The sequence below is a fragment of the Stenotrophomonas sp. 1L-E-5-B-C3 genome, assembly GCF_057292075.1.
In genome coordinates this window covers 13,561-35,494 of record NZ_JBXAWS010000010.1, presented here as the reverse complement: position 1 = coordinate 35,494, position 21,934 = coordinate 13,561, and the positions used below count along the sequence as shown (strand labels likewise).

Genomic DNA, 21,934 nt, shown 5'->3' with positions numbered 1-21,934 from the left:
GATACACCCTGCGCACATGCGGCATGCCATCCTGACCCTATGGGCCGTCAGCGGCCCGTCGACCAGGAGTACCGCATGTTGCGCAGTCGCCCCTTCCTGATGTTCACCGGCCAGGCCGAGGCCGCCCTGGCCCTGTATGCCGAAGCCTTCGCCGATTTCCGCCTGCTGGCACTGCAGCGCCACCCGGAAGGCCCGGGGGCGGGCGTGCCGGGGCAGGTGCGCCAGGCCATCTTCCTGCTCGGCGGCACCCATTACCTGTGCTTTGACAGCCTGGATGTGCACGATTTCACATTCTCGCCGTCGATCTCGCTGTTCGTGGAGTGTTCCGGCGCCGAGCAGTTCGAGCGTGCCGCGCGGGTGCTGGGCGAGGGGGGCCACTGGCTGATGCCGGTGGGTGACTACGATTTCAGCAACCGCTACGGCTGGGTGCAGGACCGCTTCGGCGTGTCGTGGCAGCTGAGCCTGGGGCAGATGCCGGATCCGTGATGCGTTCTGTCGCTGCGCTCGCCGGGCATGGCCCGGCGCTACCGGAAAACAAAAACGGCCCGCTTGCGCGGGCCGTTCTCATTTCCGATGCCGCGATGGCTTACGCCTCGACTTCGTCATCCTTGTAGGCATCGACCGGGATGCAGGCGCACATCACGTTCTTGTCGCCGTACACGTTGTCGACGCGCGCCACCGGCGGCCAGTACTTCTGCAGCTTCAGGCTCGGCAGCGGGAACGCAGCCATTTCGCGCGGGTAGGCGTGGGTCCACTCGCTGGCGGTCACCGCGGTCGCGGTATGCGGCGCGTTCTTCAGCGGGTTGTCCTCGCGGTCCAGGCGGCCGTCTTCGATCGCGGTGATCTCTTCGCGGATCTGGATCATCGCGTCGATGAAGCGGTCCAGCTCATGCAGCGACTCGCTCTCGGTCGGCTCGACCATCAGCGTGCCGGCCACCGGGAAGCTCAGCGTCGGGGCATGGAAGCCGAAGTCGATCAGGCGCTTGGCCACGTCCTCGGCGCCGATGCCGCTGGTCTTCTCCAGCGGGCGCACGTCCAGGATGCACTCGTGTGCCACCAGGCCGTTGCGGCCGGTGTACAGGGTCTTGAAGTGCGGAGCCAGGCGCTTGGCGATGTAGTTGGCGTTGAGCTGGGCGACCTGGGTGGCCTTGCGCAGGCCTTCGGTACCCATCATCGCGATGTACATCCAGCTGATCGGCAGGATTGACGCGCTGCCGAAGCTGGCTGCGCTGACCATACCGACCGGGCCGTGGTCGCCCAGCTTGCCCGGCAGGAACGGCGCCAGGTGCTCCTTGACCGCACACGGGCCAACGCCCGGGCCGCCGCCGCCGTGCGGGATGCAGAAGGTCTTGTGCAGGTTCAGGTGGGAAACGTCCGAACCCCACTTGCCCGGCTTGGCCACGCCGACCAGGGCGTTCATGTTGGCACCGTCGGTGTACACCTGGCCGCCGTGCTTGTGGATGATCTCGCAGATCTCCACCACCTCTTCCTCGAACACGCCGTGCGTGGACGGGTAGGTCATCATGATCGCGGCCAGGCGGTCGCTGTACTTCTCGGCGTTGAGGCGGATGTCCTCGACGTCGACGTTGCCGTTGGCATCGGTCTTGGTCACCACCACCTTCATGCCGCACATCTGTGCCGATGCCGGGTTGGTGCCGTGCGCCGAATCCGGGATCAGGCAGATGTCACGATGGTCTTCGCCGCGCGAGCGGTGGTAGGCACGGATCGCCAGCAGGCCGGCGTACTCGCCCTGCGCGCCGGAGTTCGGCTGCAGGCTCACCGCGTCGTAGCCGGTGCATTCCACCAGCATCGCTTCCAGCGAGTCGATCAGTTCCTTGTAGCCCAGCGCCTGGTCGGCCGGCACCAGCGGATGGATCTGCGAGAACTCCGGCCAGGTCACCGGGATCATCTCGGCGGTGGCGTTGAGCTTCATGGTGCACGAGCCCAGCGGGATCATCGTGCGGTCCATCGCCAGGTCCTTGTCGGCCAGCGAACGCAGGTAGCGCAGCAGTTCGTGCTCGCTGTGGTGGGTGTTGAACACCGGATGGGTCAGGAATTCAGACTGGCGCAGCAGGCCGGCCGGCAGCGCGTCGGCGGTGCTGGCATCCAGTGCGTCCACATCCAGCGAAGCACCGAACACCGAAGCCACGGCCACGATGTCGGCGCGGGTGGTGGTTTCGTCCAGGCTGATGCCGACCGAGTCGCTGTCGATCGCACGCAGGTTGTAACCGGCGGCACGGGCCTTGGCGTGGATCTCATCGGCGTGCACGCCGGTGACGTGCAGGGTGTCGAAGAAGTCACCACCGACCTGCACGCCGGCACTGCGCAGCGCGCTGGCAAGGATCGAGGCCAGGCGGTGGGTGCGGCGGGCGATGCGGGTCAGGCCTTCCGGGCCGTGGTAGACGGCATACATCGAGGCCATCACCGCCAGCAGCACCTGCGCGGTGCAGATGTTGGACGTGGCCTTCTCGCGACGGATGTGCTGCTCGCGGGTCTGCAGGGTCAGGCGGTAGGCCGGGTTGCCCTGTGCGTCGATCGACACACCGATCAGGCGGCCCGGCATCGAACGCTTGTAGGCATCGCGGCAGGCCATGAACGCCGCATGCGGGCCACCGAAGCCGAACGGCACGCCGAAACGCTGGCTGTTGCCGACCACGATGTCCGCGCCCCATTCGCCGGGGGCGGCCAGCAGGGTCAGCGCCAGCAGGTCGGTGGCCACGGCCACCAGGCCGCCGCGTGCGTGCACGGCATCGACCAGCGCCTTGTAGTCGCCGACCTGGCCGAAGGTGTCCGGGTACTGCAGCAGCAGGCCGAAGCTGTCCGCTTCCAGGGCTTCGGCCGGCGTGCCAACGCGCAGCACGATGCCCATCGGTTCTGCGCGGGTGCGCAACAGTTCCAGCGTCTGCGGGTGTACGGCGTCGTGCACGAAGAAGGTGTCCGACTTCGACTTGGCCGAGCGCTTGGCCAGGGTCATCGCTTCGGCGGCGGCGGTCGCTTCGTCCAGCAGCGAGGCGTTGGCGATTTCCATGCCGGTCAGGTCGGCGCACAGGGTCTGGAAGTTGATCAGCGCTTCCATGCGGCCCTGCGAGATTTCCGCCTGGTACGGGGTGTAGGCGGTGTACCAGGCCGGGTTTTCCAGGATGTTGCGCAGGATCACGTTCGGCGTGTGGGTACCGTAGTAGCCCTGGCCGATGAAGCTGCGCAGCACGGTGTTCTTGTCGGCGATCGCGCGGATCTTCGCCAGCGCCTGCACTTCGGTGATCGACTCCGGCAGCGCCAGCGGGGCCGGCGACTTGATCTTGGCCGGCACGATGGTATCGGTCATCGCATCCAGCGAGGCGTGGCCGATGACGCCGAGCATCTGCGCGATCTCGGCATCGTTGGGGCCGATGTGGCGCTCGACGAAGGCCGAATGATGCTCGAGCTCACGCAGGGAAGGGGTGTTCTGGGACATGGCGAAGGATCCGTCAGGAAAGGGCACACGCACGGGCACAAGCCGCCGGTCGGCGGTCTGCGGGGCGCCCCTCTGTCCTTTTGCCTGAGAGTTTGAAAGCGCGGCGGACCGCAGCTTCTTGCCCCTTCGGCGCCGGATTGAACCGGTCTCTCCAGAGTTCTGTTACGGGTGGTATCGGGCCTGAGCGATTACGGGCGTTGCGCCTTCGGCAGCGGTGTTCCGCTTCTCCCACCGTGTTGCCCGCCGATTATAGCCCGTTGCGCGCCGGCCGGCCGCTCCCGGGGGGCGCCGCTGCGCCTGAATGGCCGATGGCCCGGCCGTGCGTTTTGTGCATCCGTGCATGGCGCGGGGCGCAATCCCCACCTATGATGGGTGGATACCCGAATTCATCTGGCGCTGTCCCTGTTTCAGGGGACTGGCGCCCGCCGTGCGTGCCGCGCATGGCCCTGCCGGACGCCTCTCCATGACCGCCGCTGTTGCTCCTTCCACCCGCCGCATGGCCCTGCTGCTTGCCGGCCTGGCCATGTTTGGTCCGTTCTCAATCGACACCATCTTCCCGGCGTTCCCGCAGCTGGCCCAGCGCCTGGCGGTGGACGAAGTGGCGGTGCAGCAGACCATCAGCGTGTACCTGCTGTTCTACGGCCTGATGAGCCTGGCCCATGGACCGCTGTCCGACGCCTGGGGCCGCAAGCGGGTGATCCTCGGCGGCCTGGTGATATTCGTCGGCGCCTCAGTCGGCTGTGCGCTGTCCACTGACCTGACCACGCTGCTGGGCTTCCGCGCACTGCAGGGCCTGTCGGCAGGTGTCGGCATGATCGTCGGCCGAGCGGTGATCCGCGACCTGTACCACGGCCATGACGCACAGCGGCTGATGAGCCAGGTGTCGATGCTGTTCGGCATCGCCCCGGCGATCGCCCCGATCATCGGTGGCTGGATCCTGCTCAGCGGCGCTGGCTGGCCGTTGATCTTCTGGTTCCTGGTGGTGTTCGCGCTGGTGCTGCTGGCGGCCACTGCACGCTACCTGCCGGAAACCCATCCGGTCGAGGCGCGCGTGCCGTTGTCACCGCGCGTGCTGCTGCGCGACTACGTTCGCATCGGCTTCAATCCGCGTTTCCTGCGCCTGGCGCTGGCCGGCAGCATCGGCTTCGGTGGCGTGTTCCTGTACATCTCCTCGGCGCCGGTGTTCGTGATGCAGCACCTGCACCTGGGCGAGGGCGGTTTCGCCTGGCTGTTCATTCCCACCATCGGCGGCATGACCACCGGCTCGTTCCTGTCCGGGCGCATGGCCGGGCACAGCAGCCCCACGCGACAGGTCGCCATCGGTTTCGGCCTGTGTGCGTTGTCGGTGCTGCTGAACATCGGCTACGTCGGCCTGGCGCCACAGTTCGCACTGCCGTGGGCGGTGATGCCGATCTTCCTGGGCGGCATGGGCATGGCGCTGATCTTCCCGATCCTGGCGCTGGCGGTGCTGGACATGTATCCGCACCAGCGTGGCCTGGCGTCCTCGCTGCAGGCCTTCGTGCAGCTGATGATCAGCACCGTGGTGGCCGGCGTGGTGTCGCCGCTGCTCAGCGCCAGCCCGCTGCACCTGGCACTGGGCCAGGCCGCGTTCTTCGGCGCCGGCTTCGTGTTCTGGTACTGGGAACACCAGCGCGAGCGCGCGGCGCAGGCAGCCTGCACGGGCCATTGAGCAGCGCGCAGGGGTAGGGCGGACGGGGATGCCGGCACATCCTTGCAGCCGCGGACAACCGGACTAGGCTGGGCATTCCAGCCAGCCGGTGCGTGGATGCACGACAGCCAGCCAATCCGATGTCGTCGCATGAGGTACCCCCATGGCTGCGCAGCAGACCTACCGCCTGTTCGAGGTGGCGCTGAAGGAGCGCCGCGTTCTTTCCCCTTCCCTGGACCGCATGGTGTTCACCGGTGCCGACGTGGCGCGGATGAAGACCGAAGGCCCGGACCAGCGGATCAAGGTGTTCTTCCCCTTGCCCGGCCAGGAGGTGCCACAGGTGCCCAGCGGCGAGGACTGGTATCCGCGCTACCGGGCCCTGCCTGATGAGCTGCGGCCGCCGATGCGCACCTACACCATCCGCCAGCTGCGCGCCGAGCAGGGCGAGGTCGACGTTGATTTCGTCATCCACGGCGTGACCGGGCCCGCTTCGCGCTGGGCCATGCATGCGCGGCCGGGTGACCGCGTCGTGCTGCTGGCCCCCGATGCCGACTGTGCCGACAGCAGCGAAGGTTGGGAATGGAAGCCGCCGGCCGGCGTCGGCCAGGTGCTGCTGGTGGCCGATGAAACGGCGCTGCCTGCGGTGGCGGGCATTCTGGAGGAACTGGCGGCCATGCCTGATCCGCCGCGCACGCTGGCGCTGCTGGAAGTGGCCCAGGCCGGCGATGCGGTGCCGTTGAAAGCGCCGGGCACGGCCGAGCTGGTGTGGTTGCCGCGCGGGCAGGCCGCCTATGGCCAGCCGCTGCTGCAGGCGGTGCAGGAACGGCTGGCAGCGACCTCGAGCGTGGCTGCCGGCGATGCGCTGGAAGAGATCGATGTCGACGCTCAGATCCTGTGGGAGCAGGCCGATGCCAGCGTGGCCGGACCGCTGTATGCCTGGGTGGCCGGCGAGGCGGGTGCGGTGATGGCGATCCGCCGCCATCTGGTGCGTGACTGCGGACTGGACCGCCGCGCCATCACCTTCATGGGCTACTGGCGGCACGGAAAAGTGCTGGACTGAGCGGAGCGTGAAGCGGTGCTGTGGGCGGGGTGCGTTATCCTTGCGCCCCCCTCGCAGCGGTACCGCACCATGTCCACCAGCTCCAAGATCCGCCGCGACCAGCGCCGTCGCCAGGAAAAGCAGGCCGCCAACAAGGCAGCCGCGCAGGCCTCGCCGGTGGAGCCGCATGCCGAACTGCGCGATGCGCAGCGCACCCTGCTGGCCGGTGTCGTGCGCCGTGATGGCGAATGGGTGCTGGGCATGGATGGCCGCATCGCCGGCCAGAGCGAGAGTGCTGCCCAGGTGCTGGCCCTGATCATGCAGGCCGGTGAACTGCACGAACGCAACGGCACGCCGGTGCGCCTGGTGTACTCGGATGCACTGCGTGATGCTGCGCAGGCCGAAGCGAAGGAAAAGGGCCAGACCTTCGAGGAATTCAAGGCCGAACTGGCCGCCGCGATGGCCGCGAAGAAGAACAGCTGATCGCGGCCAAACTGTAGAGCCGAGCCATGCTCGGCTGTTTTTCCACCGCGCTGCGCGCGGCAAGCCGAGCATGGCTCGGCTCTACAACGTAAAGAGGGGCGGATCCTCGCGGATCCGCCCCTTTTTTCATTTCGCCGCCGGGGCCGCGTTGGCCTGCCAGCCGCACATCTGGCCTTCGTTCTGCTGCTTCAGCCATTCATTGACCGGGCTGAAGTACTCGATCATCGGGCCGGCATCGAGCTTGTCGGTGCCGGTCAGTTCCTTCAGTGTGGCCTGCCACGGCTGGCTGGCACCCTTGCTCAGCATCGCCCAGTACTTCTGGCCGGCTTCCTTGTTGCCGTAGAAGGTGCACTCATGCAGCGGACCCTTGTAGCCGGAGGCATCGCACAGGCCCTTGTAGAACTGGAACTGCAGGATGCGCGCCAGGAAGTAGCGGGTGTACGGGGTGTTGCCCGGCACGTGGTACTTCGCGCCCGGATCGAAGAACTCTTCGCCACGGGTGCTGGCCGGCGCCACGCCCTGGTACTTGGCCTTCAGGTCCCACCACGCCTTGTTGTAGTTGTCGGCGGTGATGGAGCCATCGAACACGCCCCAGCGCCAGCGGTCGATCATCAGCCCGAACGGCAGGAACGACACGCCCGAAAGCGCCATGCGCATCTGGTTGTTGATGACCGCCTCGCGGCTTTCGGTCGGCGCATCGACCAGGCCGATCGAGCTGAGGTACTTGGGCGTCATCGCCAGCACGATGGTGTCGCCGATTGCTTCATGGAAGCCATCGTTGGCACCGCCCTGGAACAGCGGCGGCAGCGGGTTGTAGGCCAGGTCGTAATAGATGTGGCCCAGCTCGTGGTAGATGGTGGTGAAGTTCTCTTCGTTCGGCTTGATGCACATCTTGGTGCGCACATCGCCTTCCATGTTCATGTCCCAGGCGCTGGCGTGGCAGACCACGTCGCGGTCATCGGGCTTGATGAACTGGGTTTTTTCCCAGTAGGACTGCGGCAGCGACGGCATGCCCAGCGACACATAGAAGTCCTGCGCGCGCTCGGTCATCTGCTTGGCGGTGCGCAGTTCGGCCTCGCGCTGCGCCTTGTACTGCGCCGCTACGTTGGCATCCTTGCCGGCCTTGGCCAGCGCCGCGCTCAGATTGGTCTGGTACTGCTTTTCAAGCGCAGCGGTGATGTCCAGGCTGCCGGCACCCGGGTACGGTTCCAGCTGGTCCCACAGGTTGGACCAGTCCTGCTGCCACATGTTGCCCAGCAGATGCGCCGCGATCAGGCCGTTGCCCACTTCGGCCTTGTCCTTGCCGTAGGTCTTGTCCAGCTTGCCGCGTGCATAGCAGTGCAGCTGCTCGTACATCGGCTTGACCTGCTCCCACAGGCGGTCGGTTTCCGGGCCGATCTGCTCCGGCGGCATGTCGTAGCCGCTGCGCCACATCTGGCCGGCATCGGTGAAGCCCATGCCCTTGGCGCCTTCGTTCACCAGGCCGACGAACTTCTGGTAGTCGCCGCGCATGCTCTTGGTGGTGCTGTGCCAGCCCTGCCATGCGTCGAGCTGCTTGTCGTAATCGCGGCTGCGCGCCAGCACCTGTTCCAGTTCGCCCAGCTGGCGGCAGGAGTTCGGATCGTTGGCATCGGTACAGTACTTGCCGGCGCCGTAACTGCCTTCCATGCGGGTGGCGATCTGGGTCAGCTCGGCCAGCTTGGCCGGGTCACGCGGTGCCGGCATCGAGGACATCAGCTTCAGCAGGTGGATCGCGCGCTTGCTGTCCTCGCTCATCGGCTTGCCATCGAACCTGGCGGCCTGTTCGATCCAGCTGTTGAGCTGGGTCAGCGAGCGCTCGTTGGCCTTGGCCGCGATGCGTTCCGAATCACTGTTGATGTAGGTGGAGGACAGCCACTGCGCCGAGGTCATCTCCGGGTAGGCGGCCTTGAATTCGGCATTGATGCGGGCCACGAACTGGTCGGCGGTTTCGCCGGCCGGGGCGCTGCTGCTGGCGGTGTCGGTGCCTGGCGCAGCTTCCTTCTTGCAGGCGGCCAGGGCCAGCGTGGCGGCGGCGATTGCCGAGGCCAGCAGGAGATGACGGTGTTTCACGGGCGGTCCTTGGGTGGTGAACGACGGCCGAAGGCTAGTGGGCAGTCGCCGCCACCGCAAGTGGCGGAAGTCGGCCGGGCGGCGCCCGGCACCCGCAGAGGCCTTCAAGCAACGGCAACGTCAACTTCAAAAGCGGGGATTCCGTTGGATGGCGGGGCGGTGTGGGCTTGCAGGACACGCCGTAAACCCATCCATGGGGGCTCGATGGCGCCATCCATGGCGCCAACGGTCCTGCAAGCCCACACCGCCCCACCTCTGACAGATCGCTGCGGCTGTTGGTGGGTGTCGACCTTGGTCGACACATCTGTCAGGTATCGACAATCAAAATGGGGTCAGATCCGTTTTCCGGAGGAAAACGGATCTGACCCCAAGGTCGTTTCATCAGGTCGCGGAAAACTGTCGAAGGCGGGGTGGGTCCGGTGGCGGGAGTGTCCGCGGCATGGATGCCGCGGCCAAGCCCCCAGGGATGGGTTTACGGCGTCTCCCGCCACCGGACCCACCCCGCCATCCCACGGAATGCACGCTGTTGCTGTTGCTTCGGCCGTTGCGGTTGCGGTTGCCTCTGCAGGTGCAGGGCTGCAAGCCCTGCCGAACAACCCTCAACCCTCGCAGTTGGCGAACACGTCGCGATCGCGCTCGTACAGCGATGTCTTCACCTGCATCAGGCCCAGCACCGACGGGAACAGGTTGTCGTGGTCGGTATACGCTGCCGATCGTGCACGCAGGCACTGCAGGTTCAATCCGCGGCTGCTGGCGAAGCCCTGCGAGAACCACATCGTCATCGGCACCCGGGTCTGCTCGGCCGGGGCGATGGCGTAAGGCACGCCGTGCAGGAACAGACCCTTCTCGCCCAGCGACTCGCCGTGGTCGGACAGGTAGATCATCGCCGTGTCGTATTCCTGCATGCCCTGCAGCGTGCCGATGGTCTTGGTCAGGAAGTGATCGGTGTACAGCACGGCGTTGTCGTAGCTGTTGGTGATCTCTTCGCGCGAGCAGCGGCCGATGTCACGGGTGTCGCAGGTCGGGGTGAAGCGTCGGAACGCAGGTGGGTAGCGCTCGAAGTAGGCCGGGCCATGGTTGCCCAGCTGATGCAGCACCACCACCCGGTCACCCGGTTTCGTACGTACCTGGGTGGCCAGGTCCTGCAACAGGATCTCGTCCATGCAGCGGCCATCGGCGCACAGGCCCGGGGTGGTCGCGTCGGACAGCGACTGGAAATCCAGGCCCTCGCACACGCCCTTGCAGCCGGACTGGTTGTCACGCCACAACGGGGCGATGCCGGCGCGGTTCAGTACGTGCAGCAGCGACTGGTGCGCGCGGATCTTCTTCTCGTCGTAGTCGTGGCGGCCCCACGGCGAGAACAGGCACGGCAGTGAAACCTCGGTGCTGGTGCCGCACGAATGCATGTCGGGGAAATTGACCACGCTGGCCTGGGCCAGTTCCGGGGTGGTGTTGCGGCCGCCGTTGAGGCCCCAGTTCTGCGCGCGCACGGTCTCGCCCATGACGATCACCAGCAGCCGCGGCTTGCTGGCCGGGGCGCGTGGGGTGGCCTTGGCGTCGGTGCCGATCGGCAGCTTCGGTGCGCGCTGCACCGGGTTGTCGCCACGCAGTGCACGCGGCAGGCCCAGCAGCACATTGGCCGGGGTGGCCAGGTAACGCACTTCGCGCTGGTTGCGCATCAGTGCCGAAACATCCTGGAACGAAATCAGCGCACCGCCGAGTGCGGTCACCGCCGCCACCACCAGGAAGCCGATGCGCCACAACAGGCTGTGGCCCCAGCTGCGGCGGCGCAGCTGCACGCGCCACAGCACCACCATCGGCAGCACTGCCAGCAGCAATAGCGGCCACAGCAGCGACACGGTCATCAGCTCGCGGCTTTCCTTGGGATCGGTCGCCAGCACATTGCGCAGCATGTCCGCATCCAGATAGATGTGGTAACGGCTCATGTAATGCGCAGCGAACGCGGTCACCAGCAGCAGCACGCTGATCACCACCTTGGCGTTCCAGCGCCAGACCAGGATGCCCAGCAGCAGGCCGTGCGCGCCCAGCAGCAACAGCAGCAACGAAAGCGCGTAGCGCAGGCTGCCCGGATGGCTGGCCATCGCGCTGTGCCAGAACAGGCCGTTGCCGGCCACCGCGAAGAACAGGCTGGTCAGCGTGATCAATGCTTCGGTGGACAGCTGCGGACGCCAGCGCAGAAGACCCGCCAATGCAGGGAGGCGGGCGGGGCGTTGGACCGATGCACTCATGCGTTCGCCTCCTGGCGGTTGGGACGGTCCAGCTGATGGCGGATCAGGACGCGTTTGACGATCAGGTACAGGCCCAGCGAAAGCAGCCAGCAGATCATTGCAGTGGCGATGTCATGGGAAAGGAAATGGGCGCCGCGCAGTTGCTGGCCGATGCCGAACACCAGCCCGGCGCCGAGGCCGATCCACAGTCCGGCCCAGCGCCAGGCAGGACGCCACAACAGCGCGAAGAAGTACAGGCACAGCCAGGCGTAGCCGGCGCTGGCGTGGCCAGCGGGGAAGCAGGCCTGGGGCGACATGCCGCTTGGGCGCACGGTGAGCAGCCCGATGAAGGGCTGGTTGCCGCCATAACGCAGCAGGTCCCAGGGGCATTCCATCGGCACCAGTGATTTCAGCAGAGAGATCACACCGGTGCCCAGCGCCATGGCAATTACGACATAAAGCAGCGCCCACCGCAGGGTGCGATCGCGACCCTTACGCCAGTGGTGGAAGCACAGCAGAATCGCCACAAGGGCTGCTGCCGTGCTCAGCCATTTGCCGGCTTTGTGCACCAGTGTGCGGGTGACCCATGCGTCCTGCAGTGCCCAATGGCCGCCTTCGAGGCGGAACAGATGATCGGCTACCCACTGGTCGCCGCCGAAACCCATCAGCAGCGTAAACACGGGCAGACCGATTGCAACAGGCAGCCAGAGGTGAGTTACGGCAAATTTTGACGCCAGTGGCGATGTCGCAAGCGGTGCTACCGAATCAATGGGCTGGACGGGCATGTGGGGAAGGGGCGGTTCGGGAATCCGCGGTCATGCTCGTCACCTGGATGTCGGAGAAGGGTCGGACGCTCGTTCGTGCCGGGTTAATGCTTGCCCGGCACGCGCCTACGTTCAGTCTTCTTCGGCAGTCGACCCGGTGCGTTCGGCATGGCATTCCGCGTCCCACGCGGTACCGGGAAGCAGTTGCCAACGATTGCGATTGGCAACACCGATATCAATCACTTTGGCTGGGTCCACGCAGGGGCTCATCGCATCGTCCAGTACCAGCAGCCAACGTTTCTCGGGCGCCTGAGCCAGCCATGGGCCGGCGTCGTGCCACTGCTCTGCCCACGGTCGCTTGAAGCCGAACTCGCGCACCGGGCGGTCGGCCTGCAACAGGTTCTGTTCGCGCCAGGCGACCAGGGCCAGTTCGGCGTCCGGGCCGATCCGCGCGCCAACCCTGCGCATCAGCGCCGAGGCCGAGGCGTAGGGATCCAGCGCTGGAATCAACACCAGGCCGTAGAGCATCCACAGCATGCCGTGGGTGAGCAGTACCAGCGTTGCAGCACGACGTACCCGCAACCACACGATCAGCGTGGCCAGGGCGATGGCGAAGGTCAGCAGGCCATCACCGAGCACCGGCAGCAGGGTGTCCGGCATTGCACGGCGTTCCAGCTGGGCCACCGCCCAGGGATGCTCGGTCATCAACATCACGCCGAGCACGCCGGTGGCCAGCATCAGCACCATGCTGTAGCCGAACAGGTAGCGGCGTACGCACAGCCGACGCAGCAGGCCCGGCAGCAGCGGCGCGACGGCCAGGGCCAGCGCCGGCAGCATCGGCAACAGGTACACCTCGCGCTTGCCCGGGCTGGCGCTGAAGAACACCAGCACCAGTACGGCCCAGCCCAGCAACAGCCACTGCCGGCGGTCGCCACGACGCAGGCGGCGCCACCAGGGCTTGAACAGCATCGGCAGCAGCAGGCTGCCCGGCAGCCACAGGGTCAGGATCACCTGCAGGTAGTACCAGGCCGGCTGCCGGTGGTGCCAGGCATTGGCGTAGCGGGTGCCGGTCTGCTTGAACAACAGCTCATGTGCGTAGGCCTGCAGTTCGGCGCTGGGTGAATGCAGCAGGGCCCAGCCCAGCGGCGCCAGCCACACGCCCACGCCCAGCAGGAACGCGGGAATCAGCCACAGCAGGGTGGCAGGATGCGGGCCGTCCACGGTGTACCCGCGACGGCGCTGGAACAGCCACCAGCCGAACCAGGGCAGCACCATCAGCAGCGGCAGGAAGCCGACGCCCTTGGTCACCGTACCCAGCCCGGCAGCAAAACCGGCCAGCCACAGTGCGGGAAGGTTGCGACGTTCACACAGATGACGCATCAGCCCCCACAGGGCCACGGTAGTCATGCCCACCAGCACCATGTCGATCTGCGCGCGCTTGGCCATCAGCCCGAACTGCAGGGTGCAGAACAGCGCTGCCAGCGCGTACATCGCATGCCGGGGCGACCACAGCCGCCGCGCCAGATCCGACACCAGCCACAGACTGAGCAGGGCACCCAGCAATGAGGGCAACAGGAACGACCACCGCCAGCTGCCGACAATTTCGTAGGCGGCCGCCTGCAGCCACATGAACACCGGCGGCTTCTCCGCGTACAGCTCGCTGCCACGGTGCGGCAGCAGCCACTGCCCGCTCTCGACCATGGTCCTGGCTGCCAGCACGAATCGCGGCTCGTCCGGCGGTTGTGGCTGCCGGAGGCCGATACCCGCTGCCAGCGCAGCGATGATCAGCAGCCACAACAGGGGCAGGCGCCATTGGCGGGGCAAGGCTACGGGCACGGCAGGCTCCGGGAGCAAAACAGCCACTCTGAGGTGACGAAGGTGGAAAAAGCGTCAGAACGGGACAGGGCGACCGCATTCCGACATGAGCAGCGCTACCATGCTACGAACTTCCGTGGATGTTTCGTGCATGCGTCTGTTGGTGATCGAGGACAACCGCCAGCTGGTGGCCAACCTGTTCGACTATTTCGAGTCGCGCGGGCACGTGCTCGACGTGGCTCCGGATGGCATCACCGGCCTGCATCTGGCCGGCAGCCACCCCTACGATGCGGTGATCCTGGACTGGATGCTGCCGCGCATGGAGGGCCCCGAGGTGCTGCGCCGGCTGCGCGCCGAGCACGCGTCGGAGGTGCCGGTGATCATGCTGACCGCGCGCGATGAGCTGCCGGACAAGATCGCAGGCTTCCGCGCTGGAGCCGATGACTACCTGACCAAGCCGTTCGCGCTGCCCGAGTTGGAGGTGCGGCTGGAGGCCCTGCTGCTGCGCGCTCAGGGGCGCAACCCGCGCAAGCGGCTGCAGGTCGGCGACCTGGTGCTGGACCTGGCGACCCTGGAGGCCCAGCGAGAGGGCCAGGTGCTGCACCTGTATCCGGCCTGCCGCAAGTTGCTGGAGGTGCTGATGCGGGCCAGTCCCGGTGCGGTCACCCGCCAGCAGCTGGAATTTGCCCTGTGGGGCGACGAGCCGCCGGACGGCGACCTGCTGCGCTCGCATGTCTACGAGCTGCGCCGCAGCGTCGATGGGCCGTTTGGCGAAAAGCTGATCCATACCCTGCCGCGGGTTGGTTATCGGTTGGCCGTGACCACCGGCAGCGACGCCGGCAAGGATCCTGATGAAGGTGCGTAAGCCCGGCCCGCTGTACCGGCGCGTGCTGTGGTGGTTGCTGGGGTACCTGGCGCTGCTGTCACTGGCGGTGTTCAGCGTTGGCAACTACGTGCATGAGCATGCCGAGCACGCGGCCTGGCGCGCGCTGCTCAATTCCGAGCTGGACAGCATCGTCGAGCATGTCGAACACGAGCCGCATTACCGCTGGCAGGATTCGGACACGCTCAGCCTCTACCGCTTCGATGCGATCAACCTGCCCGACAGCCTGCGCACCCTGCATCCCGGGCTGCATGACGGGGTGATGGTGAAGGGCCGCGAGATGGCGGTGATGGTGCGTGAGACCCAGTCGATGGGACGGGTGGCGCTGGCGCTGGACATCTCCGACTTCCACGACCTGGAGCAGTTCGCGACCCGCTGGGTGATGCTGGCCGGCGTGATCATGATCTTCGTTACCGTACTGATGGCCTCGTTCGGCATGGAACGGATGGTGCGCCCGCTGAGCCTGCTGGCCCAGCACATTGCCACGTTGCGGCCGGGGGCGCAGGGCCAGCGCATCGATGTTGATCCGCGTGGCAGCTCCGAGCTGCACACGATTGCCGATGCCCTGAACGACTACCTGGATCGCAACGAGCAGTTCGTCGAACGCGAGCGGGTCTTCATCAGCACCGCCAGCCATGAACTGCGCACGCCGATTGCGGTGATGACCGGTGCCGCCGAGCTGGCGCTGGAGCAGCCGGGCCTGCCCGAACGTGCGCGCCAGCAGATCCAGCGCGTGTTGCGCACCGCACAGGGCGTTGAACAGCTGATCGAGCTGCTGCTGGTACTGGCCCGCGACCCCGATCGCCTGGCCTCGCGTGCCGAACGCATCGCGCTGGACCAGTTGCTGCCGGAGATCGTCGACGACCATCGCCACCTGCTTGGGGACAAGGACCTGAGCATCGGTATCCAGGCGGCACCGGTGGACATCGTTGCGCCGCTGGCGGTGGTGCAGGCGGCGATCGGCAACCTGCTGCGCAATGCCATCGAGAACAGTGGGCGTGGCCATATTGAGCTACGGCTGAGTTCGTCGGCGGTGCTGACTCTGCAGGATCCCGGTCATGGCATGAGCCCCGAGGAGATCGCGGCGATCCATGCGCGGATGGCGCGGGGCGAGCGAGCCGACCGCGGTGGCATCGGCCTGGACCTGATCGCGCGGCTGTGCGAACACCTGGGCTGGACCCTGCAGCTGCAACCCTGCGAACCGCGTGGCACGCGGGCGAGCCTGGACTTCAGCGCCTCGCGTCCCACATCGCGGTAGTGCCGGTCGCTGGCCGGCAACCCTGCAACGCTAGGTGCCCGTGGGGCGGGCCACATGCTGGTCGATCAGGATCACGTTGCCGTCGGGATCGGCCAGTTGCAGATAGCCCGTACCCTGGCCATCGGGATCGGTGCGGACCGCCAGTTCGATGCCCTTGGCATCCAGCTCTGCCTGCAGCTCACGCACATCCTGGAAGCGGGGCAGTTCCTGCTTGTGCTGGTCCCAGCCGGGGTTGAAGGTCAGCAGATTGCCTTCGAACATGCCCTGGAACAGCCCGATCACCGTGCCGTTGCTGCGCATCACCAGCCAGTTCTGCGCCGGGTCACCGCCGGTGACCGAAAAGCCGAGGGCCTCGTAGAAGCTGCGGGAAACCGCGAGATCCTTCACCGAGAGGCTGACCGAATAGGCGCCAAGCTGCATGAGTGGGCTCCCTGAGGGAATGTGGGCGTGGTCGGCACTGCAGCATGACCCGGCGTGAAGACAATGTTAATCTCACCCTGCGCCGCTCTATGCGGCGCTTTTTTTTCCGCTCTTTCGATCGACAGAGGATCCCATGCCGACCGAACCCGCTACTGCCCTGATCAGCAACGACATCGTTGGACTGGGCCTGATTGCCGCCACCCTGGCCCTGATCTTCTGGGCTGCCAGTGGTCCGACGCCCCTGCTGAAGAAGATCTTCGCCTGGGTGCCGGCACTGCTCTTGTGTTACTTCGTTCCGGCCATCTACAACACCGCCGGTGTCATCGATGGCCACAACACGTCGTTGTACAACCCGGTCGCGCGTGATGTGCTGCTGCCTGCCGCGCTGGTCCTGCTGACCCTGTCGATCGACCTGAAGGGCATCGCCAAGCTTGGTCCCAAGCTGCTGATCGTGTTCTGCGCCGGCACCGCCGGCATCATGCTGGGCGCCATCGTCTCGTTCCAGCTGATGAAGCTGATCCATCCGGAAACGGTGGCCGGTGACACCTGGGCCGGCATGGCCGCACTGGCCGGCAGCTGGATCGGTGGCGGCGCCAACATGGTCGCCATGCGCGAAGTGTTCGGCACCGATGCCACCACCTTCGGCCAGTTCGCCGTGGTCGATGTGGCCTGCGCCAGCCTGTGGATGGCCATCCTGCTGTTCATGGCCAACCGCGCGCAGCAGATCGACACCCGCAACGGTGCCGACACCCGTGCCATCGACGAAATGAAGGCACGCATCAGTGCCTACGAGGCGCAGAACGCACGCATTCCCAGCATGACCGACCTGATGGTGATTGTCGGTGTGGCTTTGGGAGGTGTCGGCCTTGCGCATGCGATCGCCGCGCCGCTGTCGGGCTGGTTCAAGGCCAACGTCAGCTGGGCCAGCCAGTTCAGCCTGGACAGTCAGTTCGTGTGGGTGATCCTGCTGTCCACCGCGATGGGCCTGACGCTCAGCTTCACCCGCGCCCGCCGCCTGGAAGCCGCCGGTGCTTCGCGACTGGGCACGGTGTTCCTGTACTTCCTGATCGCCTGCATCGGCATGCAGATGAACCTGCTGTCGCTGCTGGATCGGCCGTGGCTGTTCCTGCTCGGTGCGATCTGGATGGCGACCCACGTGCTGGTGCTGTGGGTGGTGGCCAAGCTGCTGCGCGCACCGCTGTTCTTCTTCGCGATTGGTTCGCAGGGCAACATCGGTGCGGCGGCATCTGCGCCGGTGGTGGCAGCGGCCTTCCATCCGACGCTGGCGCCGGTGGGCGTGCTGCTGGGTACGGTTGGTTATGCCACAGGCACCGGGCTGGCCTATGTCACCGGCCTGATCCTGAAATGGATGGCCGGTGCCTGAGTTCTGACCTGACGAACATGTTGCGGGTTCACGGCAATTGCCGTGAACCCGCTGTTCCCGTGTAGAGCCGTGCCCACGCTCGGCTTTCTTTTTGCCTGCCACCGGGTAGAACCACGCCGTGCGCGGATGCAGTTCATGGGTATCCATGAACAAAGAAGGGTCAGATCCGTTTCCCAGAGGAAACGGATCTGACCCCTGATGCTTCCTGCCGTCACCGGAAATCTGTCGAAGGTGGGGTGGTGTCGGATGGCGGCGTCCCCGCCATCCGACACCACCCCGCCAAATCCACGGAAAACCAGAGCTGATGCTTCGGCCGTTGCCGTTGCCGTTGCCTCTGCGGGCGCCGGGCTGCAAGCCCGGCACCCACCTCACACCTCAACAGCAGCGGCCACCGTTACGGCCACCGTAACGCGCTTCCTGACGCTCGCGGAAGAACGTCTTGTAGTCCATCGGCTGCTGGTCCGGATGCTTTTCCAGCATGTGCCGGACGTAGTTGTCGTAATCAGGAATGCCACAGCACAGGCGTGCGGTCTGCACCAGGCGCCGCCAGATGCGGCGGTGTGCCTGGTACTGGCCGACGGGAACCAGTTGGGTGCTCATCACAGATCCACCATTTCGTGCGGCTTCAGTGCCACGTACGGGGTTTCGCGGTCACTGCGCTGCGGATTGCGGCGAGCCGCGAGGATGGTCTTGATCGAATACACCAGCACCGCACCGACCACCAGCAGGAACAGCGCGGTCAGGCTGGTGTTGACGTAGGCGTTGACCACGATCTGCTTCATCTGCGCCACCGACTTGGCCGGCGCGGTGATGGTATCGCTGGCAAGCGCGGCCTGGAACTTGTGTGCCTGCGCCAGGAAGCCCTGTGCCGGGTTGCTGTCGAAGATCTTGATGAAGCCGGCATAGGTGGTGCAGATCAGCAGCCACACGGCGGGTACGGCAGTGACCCACGCATAGCGGTCACGCTTCATCTTGAACAGCACCACCGTGCCCAGCATCAACGCGATGCCGGCCAGCATCTGGTTGGAGATGCCGAACAGCGGCCACAAGGTCTGGATGCCGCCGAACGGATCGACCACGCCGGTGTACAGCAGGTAGCCCCACAGCGCCACGCAGCCGGCGGTGCCGATGATGTTGGCGGTCCACGACTCGGTCTTCTTCAGCGCTGGCACGAAGTTGCCGAGCAGATCCTGCAGCATGAAGCGTCCAGCGCGGGTGCCCGCGTCCACGGCGGTCAGGATGAACAGTGCTTCGAACAGGATGGCGAAGTGGTACCAGAAGGCCATCATCGCGTCGCTGCTGCTCGGAATCGCCTCGTGCAGGATCTGCGCGATGCCCACCGCCAACGTTGGCGCGCCACCGGCGCGATGCAGGATCGTGGGTTCGCCGATGGCCGCTGCGGTCGCGGTCAGCTGCTCGGGCGTGATGGTGAAGCCCCAGGTGTTGGTGATGTAGTGCGCGGCGGAGGCCGCATCGGCACCGATCACGGCGGCGGGGCTGTTCATCGCGAAGTAGATGCCCGGATCGATGATCGATGCGGCCACCAGTGCCATCACCGCCACGAACGATTCCATCAGCATGCCGCCGTAGCCGATGTAGCGCATGTGCGCTTCATTGGCCAGCAGCTTCGGTGTGGTGCCGGAGGAAATCAGCGCATGGAAGCCGGAGACCGCACCGCAGGCGATGGTGATGAACAGGAACGGGAACATGCCGCCCTTCCACACCGGGCCGTCGCCGCTGGCGGCGAACTGGGTCAGTGCCGGCATCTTCAGTTCCGGCATCACCACCAGGATGCCGATGGCCAGCGCGATGATGGTGCCGATCTTGAGGAAGGTCGACAGGTAGTCGCGCGGGGCCAGCAGCAGCCACACCGGCAGCACCGAGGCGACGAAGCCGTAGCCGATCAGCATCCAGGTGATCTGGGTACCGGTGAAGGTGAACGCCGGGCCCCAGGTTGGGTCCGCCGCTACCTTGCCGCCGAACCAGATTGCTGCCAGCAGCAGGATCAGGCCGACCACCGAGATCTCGCCGATCTTGCCGGGGCGGATGTAGCGCATGTACACGCCCATCAGGATGGCGATCGGCATTGTTGCGATCACCGTGAACATGCCCCACGGACTTTCCGCCAGCGCCTTGACCACCACCATCGCCAGCACCGCCAGGATGATGATCATGATCAGGAACGCACCGAACAACGCGATGGTGCCCGGCACCTGGCCCATCTCTTCGCGGACCAGGTCACCCAGCGAGCGGCCGTTGCGGCGGCTGGACAGGAACAGGACCATGAAGTCCTGTACCGCGCCGGCCAATACCACGCCCACCACCAGCCACAGCAGGCCGGGCAGGTAGCCCATCTGCGCGGCCAGGACCGGGCCGACCAGCGGACCGGCACCGGCAATGGCGGCGAAGTGGTGGCCGAACAGCACGTGCTTGTTGGTCGGGACGTAGTCCAGGCCATCGTTGTTGATCACCGCCGGAGTGGCCCGGGTCGGATCGAGCTGCATCACCTTGTTGGCGATGAACAGGCTGTAGAAGCGGTAGGCGACCAGGTACAGCGAAACCGCTGCCACCACGATCCATAGTGCGTTGATGTGTTCACCGCGGCGCAGGGCCACGGTGCCCAGACAGAATGCGCCAAGCAGGGCGAGGGCCGCCCAGCCTATTTTGGAAAACCCTTTCATGAGGTGCTCTCTCCCGGAAAGACAGACAAAGAGTCCCGCGTGCCCTCGACAGGGTCAATTGGCACAGGACGAATCAGCGTTAGTACTTTGGTCGTACGCAGGGGGCGCTGACGTGCAGCGAACATCAGGGATGGAACAATCGGTTGCGGTGCCATCCATTGGCGTACGGCCATGTGGCGTCCATCTTCACTGGCATCCATCCAACAGGAGTCGCCATGAGCCTTCCCGAACCGGTCCGCGTGCTGCGTACCATCCGTGGCATGCCCACCTCCGACGGTGCCGGTGTGCGCCTGACCCGCGTCATCGGTGGTCCGACGCTGCCCGACCTGGATCCGTTCCTGCTGCTCGATGAATTCGGCACCGACCGCGCCGAGGACTACATCGCCGGCTTCCCGGAACACCCGCACCGCGGTTTCGAGACCGTCACCTACATGCTCGACGGGCGCATGCGGCATCGCGACAACCATGGCAACGAAGGCCTGCTGACCCCGGGCAGCGTGCAGTGGATGACCGCCGGCCGCGGCCTGGTGCATTCGGAGATGCCTGAGCAGGAAAGCGGGCAGATGCGCGGCTTCCAGCTGTGGGTGAACCTGCCGGCGAAGGAGAAGATGACCGACCCGAAGTACCAGGAATTCGCGCCGGAGCGCATCCCTGTGGTGAAGCCGGAAACCGGCGTGGAAGTGAAGGTGATTGCCGGCAGCGTGGACGGCACCCACGGCCCGATCGTGCAGCCGGCCACTGATCCGCTCTACCTCGATATCACGCTGGCACCGGATCGAGCCTGGACCTACGCGCTGCCGGAAGGGCACAACGCCTTTGCCTATGTGTTCGAAGGTGCAATGACCGTGGGTGAGCAGGACGCCGCGCGCGACGTTGCACGTCAGGAACTGGCGGTGCTGGGCGGCGGCGAGCAGTTGCACATCTCGGCCGGCAGCGAGGGTGCGCGGTTGATTCTGGTGGCCGGCCGTCCGCTGCGCGAGCCGGTGATGCGGCACGGCCCGTTCGTGATGAACACGCGGCAGGAACTGATGCAGGCCTTCGTCGATTTCCAGGAAGGCAAGTTCTGAGGCAGTGCCGGCCGCTGGCCGGCAGCAGCCTCGGACAAAGGCGGATCGGGGTGCCGGCCAGCGGCCGGCACTACCGCCGGATCGGCTCGCATTGCGGGGATGCTGCCAGGCAGTCATCCCCGTCACGGTCAGCGACCGGCGGCCACGGCCGACGGGGTCAGGCTCATGCCTTGCGCCAGCTGCTGCAGCGAGCCCAGTTCCTGAGGGCTGTCCGGATACAGCGAAATCTGCGCGTAACGTCCTTTGTCGAGCTTGACCACACTGATGCGGCGCTCGGCATAGCCCGGAGGCTGCTGGCCACCGAGGTCCGGCTGGTACCAGTAGAGTGATTCACCGCCGAAGCTGCCCTTTTCCTGGCGCAGCGAACGGTTCAGCGGAATGGATGGGTCACGTGCGCTGAGCATCAGGCTCAACACTTCACGACCATCGCCAGTGCTGGCGCGGCAGACCAGGAAATCGGTCTGCGCCAGCTGCTGCCATTGCAGGCCACTGCTGGCAGGCAGCGAAGGGCATTCGGTGGGAGCCTGTGCGGCGGCGTGGGCCGCAGCGAACAGCAGGCTCGACAACACTACAGGCGCGAACTTCATGCATCCCCCAAGGTGGTGTGTCGTTGGCTCCGCCGGATGGACCGGCAGCCTTGGCATCCCATCCCCGGATGCCGCCCCGGCCGGCATGTGCACGGACGGTCAACTCAACCT

At 66.0% G+C, this 21,934-nt stretch carries 17 protein-coding genes and 1 riboswitch; of the genes, 8 read left to right on the top strand and 9 right to left on the bottom strand.

Going from position 1 to position 21,934, the window contains the following annotated elements:
• The first annotated feature begins 75 nt into the window (after window positions 1–75).
• The gene (locus AC0Z6F_RS13905; RefSeq protein ID WP_046985104.1) at window positions 76–486 is read left to right on the top strand and encodes a VOC family protein; all 411 of its coding nucleotides are present in this window, start codon (window positions 76–78) and stop codon (window positions 484–486) included.
• Window positions 487–586: 100 nt separating this feature from the next.
• Here the strand turns inward: AC0Z6F_RS13905 and gcvP are convergent, their stop codons facing one another.
• On the bottom strand, window positions 587–3,454 hold the full coding sequence (gene gcvP, locus AC0Z6F_RS13900; RefSeq protein WP_485617320.1) for an aminomethyl-transferring glycine dehydrogenase: 2,868 nt from the start codon (window positions 3,452–3,454) through the stop codon (window positions 587–589).
• Between the two features lie 62 nt (window positions 3,455–3,516).
• Window positions 3,517–3,619, bottom strand: a riboswitch (glycine riboswitch).
• A gap of 298 nt (window positions 3,620–3,917) precedes the next feature.
• Between gcvP and AC0Z6F_RS13895 the strand changes: the two genes are divergently transcribed.
• The 3 genes from AC0Z6F_RS13895 to AC0Z6F_RS13885 all read left to right on the top strand — a co-directional run bounded on the left by AC0Z6F_RS13895 (window position 3,918) and on the right by AC0Z6F_RS13885 (window position 6,645).
• The gene (locus AC0Z6F_RS13895; protein WP_012511824.1) at window positions 3,918–5,144 is read left to right on the top strand and encodes a multidrug effflux MFS transporter; all 1,227 of its coding nucleotides are present in this window, start codon (window positions 3,918–3,920) and stop codon (window positions 5,142–5,144) included.
• A gap of 142 nt (window positions 5,145–5,286) precedes the next feature.
• Entirely contained in the window at window positions 5,287–6,183 is an 897-nt protein-coding gene (locus tag AC0Z6F_RS13890) for a siderophore-interacting protein (protein WP_046985106.1), read from the top strand.
• Between the two features lie 69 nt (window positions 6,184–6,252).
• Complete coding sequence (locus AC0Z6F_RS13885; RefSeq protein ID WP_065723943.1) at window positions 6,253–6,645, top strand: hypothetical protein; 393 nt, start codon at window positions 6,253–6,255, stop codon at window positions 6,643–6,645.
• A 126-nt stretch (window positions 6,646–6,771) separates the two neighbouring features.
• Here AC0Z6F_RS13885 and AC0Z6F_RS13880 read toward each other — a convergent pair whose 3' ends face one another.
• The 4 genes from AC0Z6F_RS13880 to AC0Z6F_RS13865 form a co-directional block, all read right to left on the bottom strand.
• A complete protein-coding gene (locus AC0Z6F_RS13880) occupies window positions 6,772–8,736 on the bottom strand; it encodes a M2 family metallopeptidase (protein WP_012511821.1) in 1,965 nt (654 codons plus the stop codon).
• Between the two features lie 599 nt (window positions 8,737–9,335).
• On the bottom strand, window positions 9,336–10,985 hold the full coding sequence (locus tag AC0Z6F_RS13875; protein WP_012511820.1) for a phosphoethanolamine transferase: 1,650 nt from the start codon (window positions 10,983–10,985) through the stop codon (window positions 9,336–9,338).
• Window positions 10,982–11,749 (bottom strand): phosphatase PAP2 family protein, encoded by a 768-nt coding sequence (locus tag AC0Z6F_RS13870; protein WP_100435094.1) that lies wholly within the window; start codon window positions 11,747–11,749, stop codon window positions 10,982–10,984. Before AC0Z6F_RS13870 ends, AC0Z6F_RS13875 begins: the two co-directional genes overlap by 4 nt.
• A gap of 111 nt (window positions 11,750–11,860) precedes the next feature.
• Window positions 11,861–13,582 carry an ArnT family glycosyltransferase gene (locus tag AC0Z6F_RS13865; protein ID WP_485617382.1) on the bottom strand — a complete coding sequence of 574 codons (1,722 nt, stop codon included), beginning with the start codon at window positions 13,580–13,582 and terminating at the stop codon, window positions 11,861–11,863.
• A 112-nt stretch (window positions 13,583–13,694) separates the two neighbouring features.
• Here AC0Z6F_RS13865 and AC0Z6F_RS13860 point away from each other — a divergent pair, with 112 nt between their 5' ends.
• Entirely contained in the window at window positions 13,695–14,408 is a 714-nt protein-coding gene (locus AC0Z6F_RS13860; protein ID WP_012511817.1) for a response regulator transcription factor, read from the top strand.
• Window positions 14,395–15,684, top strand: coding sequence for a sensor histidine kinase (locus AC0Z6F_RS13855; protein ID WP_006383239.1), 1,290 nt, complete (start codon window positions 14,395–14,397; stop codon window positions 15,682–15,684). The genes AC0Z6F_RS13860 and AC0Z6F_RS13855 overlap by 14 nt, the downstream gene beginning before the upstream one ends.
• 30 nt (window positions 15,685–15,714) lie before the next feature.
• On the opposite strand, the gene AC0Z6F_RS13850 is transcribed toward AC0Z6F_RS13855, so the two are convergent.
• Entirely contained in the window at window positions 15,715–16,104 is a 390-nt protein-coding gene (locus tag AC0Z6F_RS13850) for a VOC family protein (protein WP_485617316.1), read from the bottom strand.
• 133 nt (window positions 16,105–16,237) lie between these two features.
• On the opposite strand from AC0Z6F_RS13850, the gene AC0Z6F_RS13845 reads away from it, so the two are divergent.
• Window positions 16,238–17,488, top strand: coding sequence for a DUF819 family protein (locus AC0Z6F_RS13845; protein WP_006383182.1), 1,251 nt, complete (start codon window positions 16,238–16,240; stop codon window positions 17,486–17,488).
• 375 nt (window positions 17,489–17,863) lie between these two features.
• On the opposite strand, the gene AC0Z6F_RS13840 is transcribed toward AC0Z6F_RS13845, so the two are convergent.
• Window positions 17,864–18,088 (bottom strand): YbdD/YjiX family protein, encoded by a 225-nt coding sequence (locus AC0Z6F_RS13840; RefSeq protein ID WP_006383180.1) that lies wholly within the window; start codon window positions 18,086–18,088, stop codon window positions 17,864–17,866.
• Window positions 18,088–20,169, bottom strand: coding sequence for a carbon starvation CstA family protein (locus AC0Z6F_RS13835; protein WP_006383178.1), 2,082 nt, complete (start codon window positions 20,167–20,169; stop codon window positions 18,088–18,090). The genes AC0Z6F_RS13840 and AC0Z6F_RS13835 overlap by 1 nt, the downstream gene beginning before the upstream one ends.
• 215 nt (window positions 20,170–20,384) lie before the next feature.
• Here AC0Z6F_RS13835 and AC0Z6F_RS13830 point away from each other — a divergent pair, with 215 nt between their 5' ends.
• On the top strand, window positions 20,385–21,236 hold the full coding sequence (locus AC0Z6F_RS13830; RefSeq protein ID WP_485617313.1) for a pirin family protein: 852 nt from the start codon (window positions 20,385–20,387) through the stop codon (window positions 21,234–21,236).
• A gap of 128 nt (window positions 21,237–21,364) precedes the next feature.
• Here the strand turns inward: AC0Z6F_RS13830 and AC0Z6F_RS13825 are convergent, their stop codons facing one another.
• Window positions 21,365–21,823, bottom strand: a complete 459-nt coding sequence (locus tag AC0Z6F_RS13825) for a hypothetical protein (RefSeq protein WP_012511813.1) — start codon at window positions 21,821–21,823, stop codon at window positions 21,365–21,367.
• Between the last annotated feature and the right edge of the window lie 111 nt (window positions 21,824–21,934).

Coding starts and splice junctions, on each gene's coding strand:
- AC0Z6F_RS13870 (WP_100435094.1), bottom strand. CDS start 11,749: ATGCCCGTCCAGCCCATTGATTCGGTAGCACCGCTTGCGACATCGCCA.
- AC0Z6F_RS13860 (WP_012511817.1), top strand. CDS start 13,695: ATGCGTCTGTTGGTGATCGAGGACAACCGCCAGCTGGTGGCCAACCTG.
- AC0Z6F_RS13855 (WP_006383239.1), top strand. CDS start 14,395: ATGAAGGTGCGTAAGCCCGGCCCGCTGTACCGGCGCGTGCTGTGGTGG.
- AC0Z6F_RS13835 (WP_006383178.1), bottom strand. CDS start 20,169: ATGAAAGGGTTTTCCAAAATAGGCTGGGCGGCCCTCGCCCTGCTTGGC.
- AC0Z6F_RS13875 (WP_012511820.1), bottom strand. CDS start 10,985: ATGAGTGCATCGGTCCAACGCCCCGCCCGCCTCCCTGCATTGGCGGGT.
- AC0Z6F_RS13845 (WP_006383182.1), top strand. CDS start 16,238: ATGCCGACCGAACCCGCTACTGCCCTGATCAGCAACGACATCGTTGGA.
- AC0Z6F_RS13830 (WP_485617313.1), top strand. CDS start 20,385: ATGAGCCTTCCCGAACCGGTCCGCGTGCTGCGTACCATCCGTGGCATG.
- AC0Z6F_RS13840 (WP_006383180.1), bottom strand. CDS start 18,088: ATGAGCACCCAACTGGTTCCCGTCGGCCAGTACCAGGCACACCGCCGC.
- AC0Z6F_RS13905 (WP_046985104.1), top strand. CDS start 76: ATGTTGCGCAGTCGCCCCTTCCTGATGTTCACCGGCCAGGCCGAGGCC.
- gcvP (WP_485617320.1), bottom strand. CDS start 3,454: ATGTCCCAGAACACCCCTTCCCTGCGTGAGCTCGAGCATCATTCGGCC.
- AC0Z6F_RS13890 (WP_046985106.1), top strand. CDS start 5,287: ATGGCTGCGCAGCAGACCTACCGCCTGTTCGAGGTGGCGCTGAAGGAG.
- AC0Z6F_RS13885 (WP_065723943.1), top strand. CDS start 6,253: ATGTCCACCAGCTCCAAGATCCGCCGCGACCAGCGCCGTCGCCAGGAA.
- AC0Z6F_RS13895 (WP_012511824.1), top strand. CDS start 3,918: ATGACCGCCGCTGTTGCTCCTTCCACCCGCCGCATGGCCCTGCTGCTT.
- AC0Z6F_RS13850 (WP_485617316.1), bottom strand. CDS start 16,104: ATGCAGCTTGGCGCCTATTCGGTCAGCCTCTCGGTGAAGGATCTCGCG.
- AC0Z6F_RS13825 (WP_012511813.1), bottom strand. CDS start 21,823: ATGAAGTTCGCGCCTGTAGTGTTGTCGAGCCTGCTGTTCGCTGCGGCC.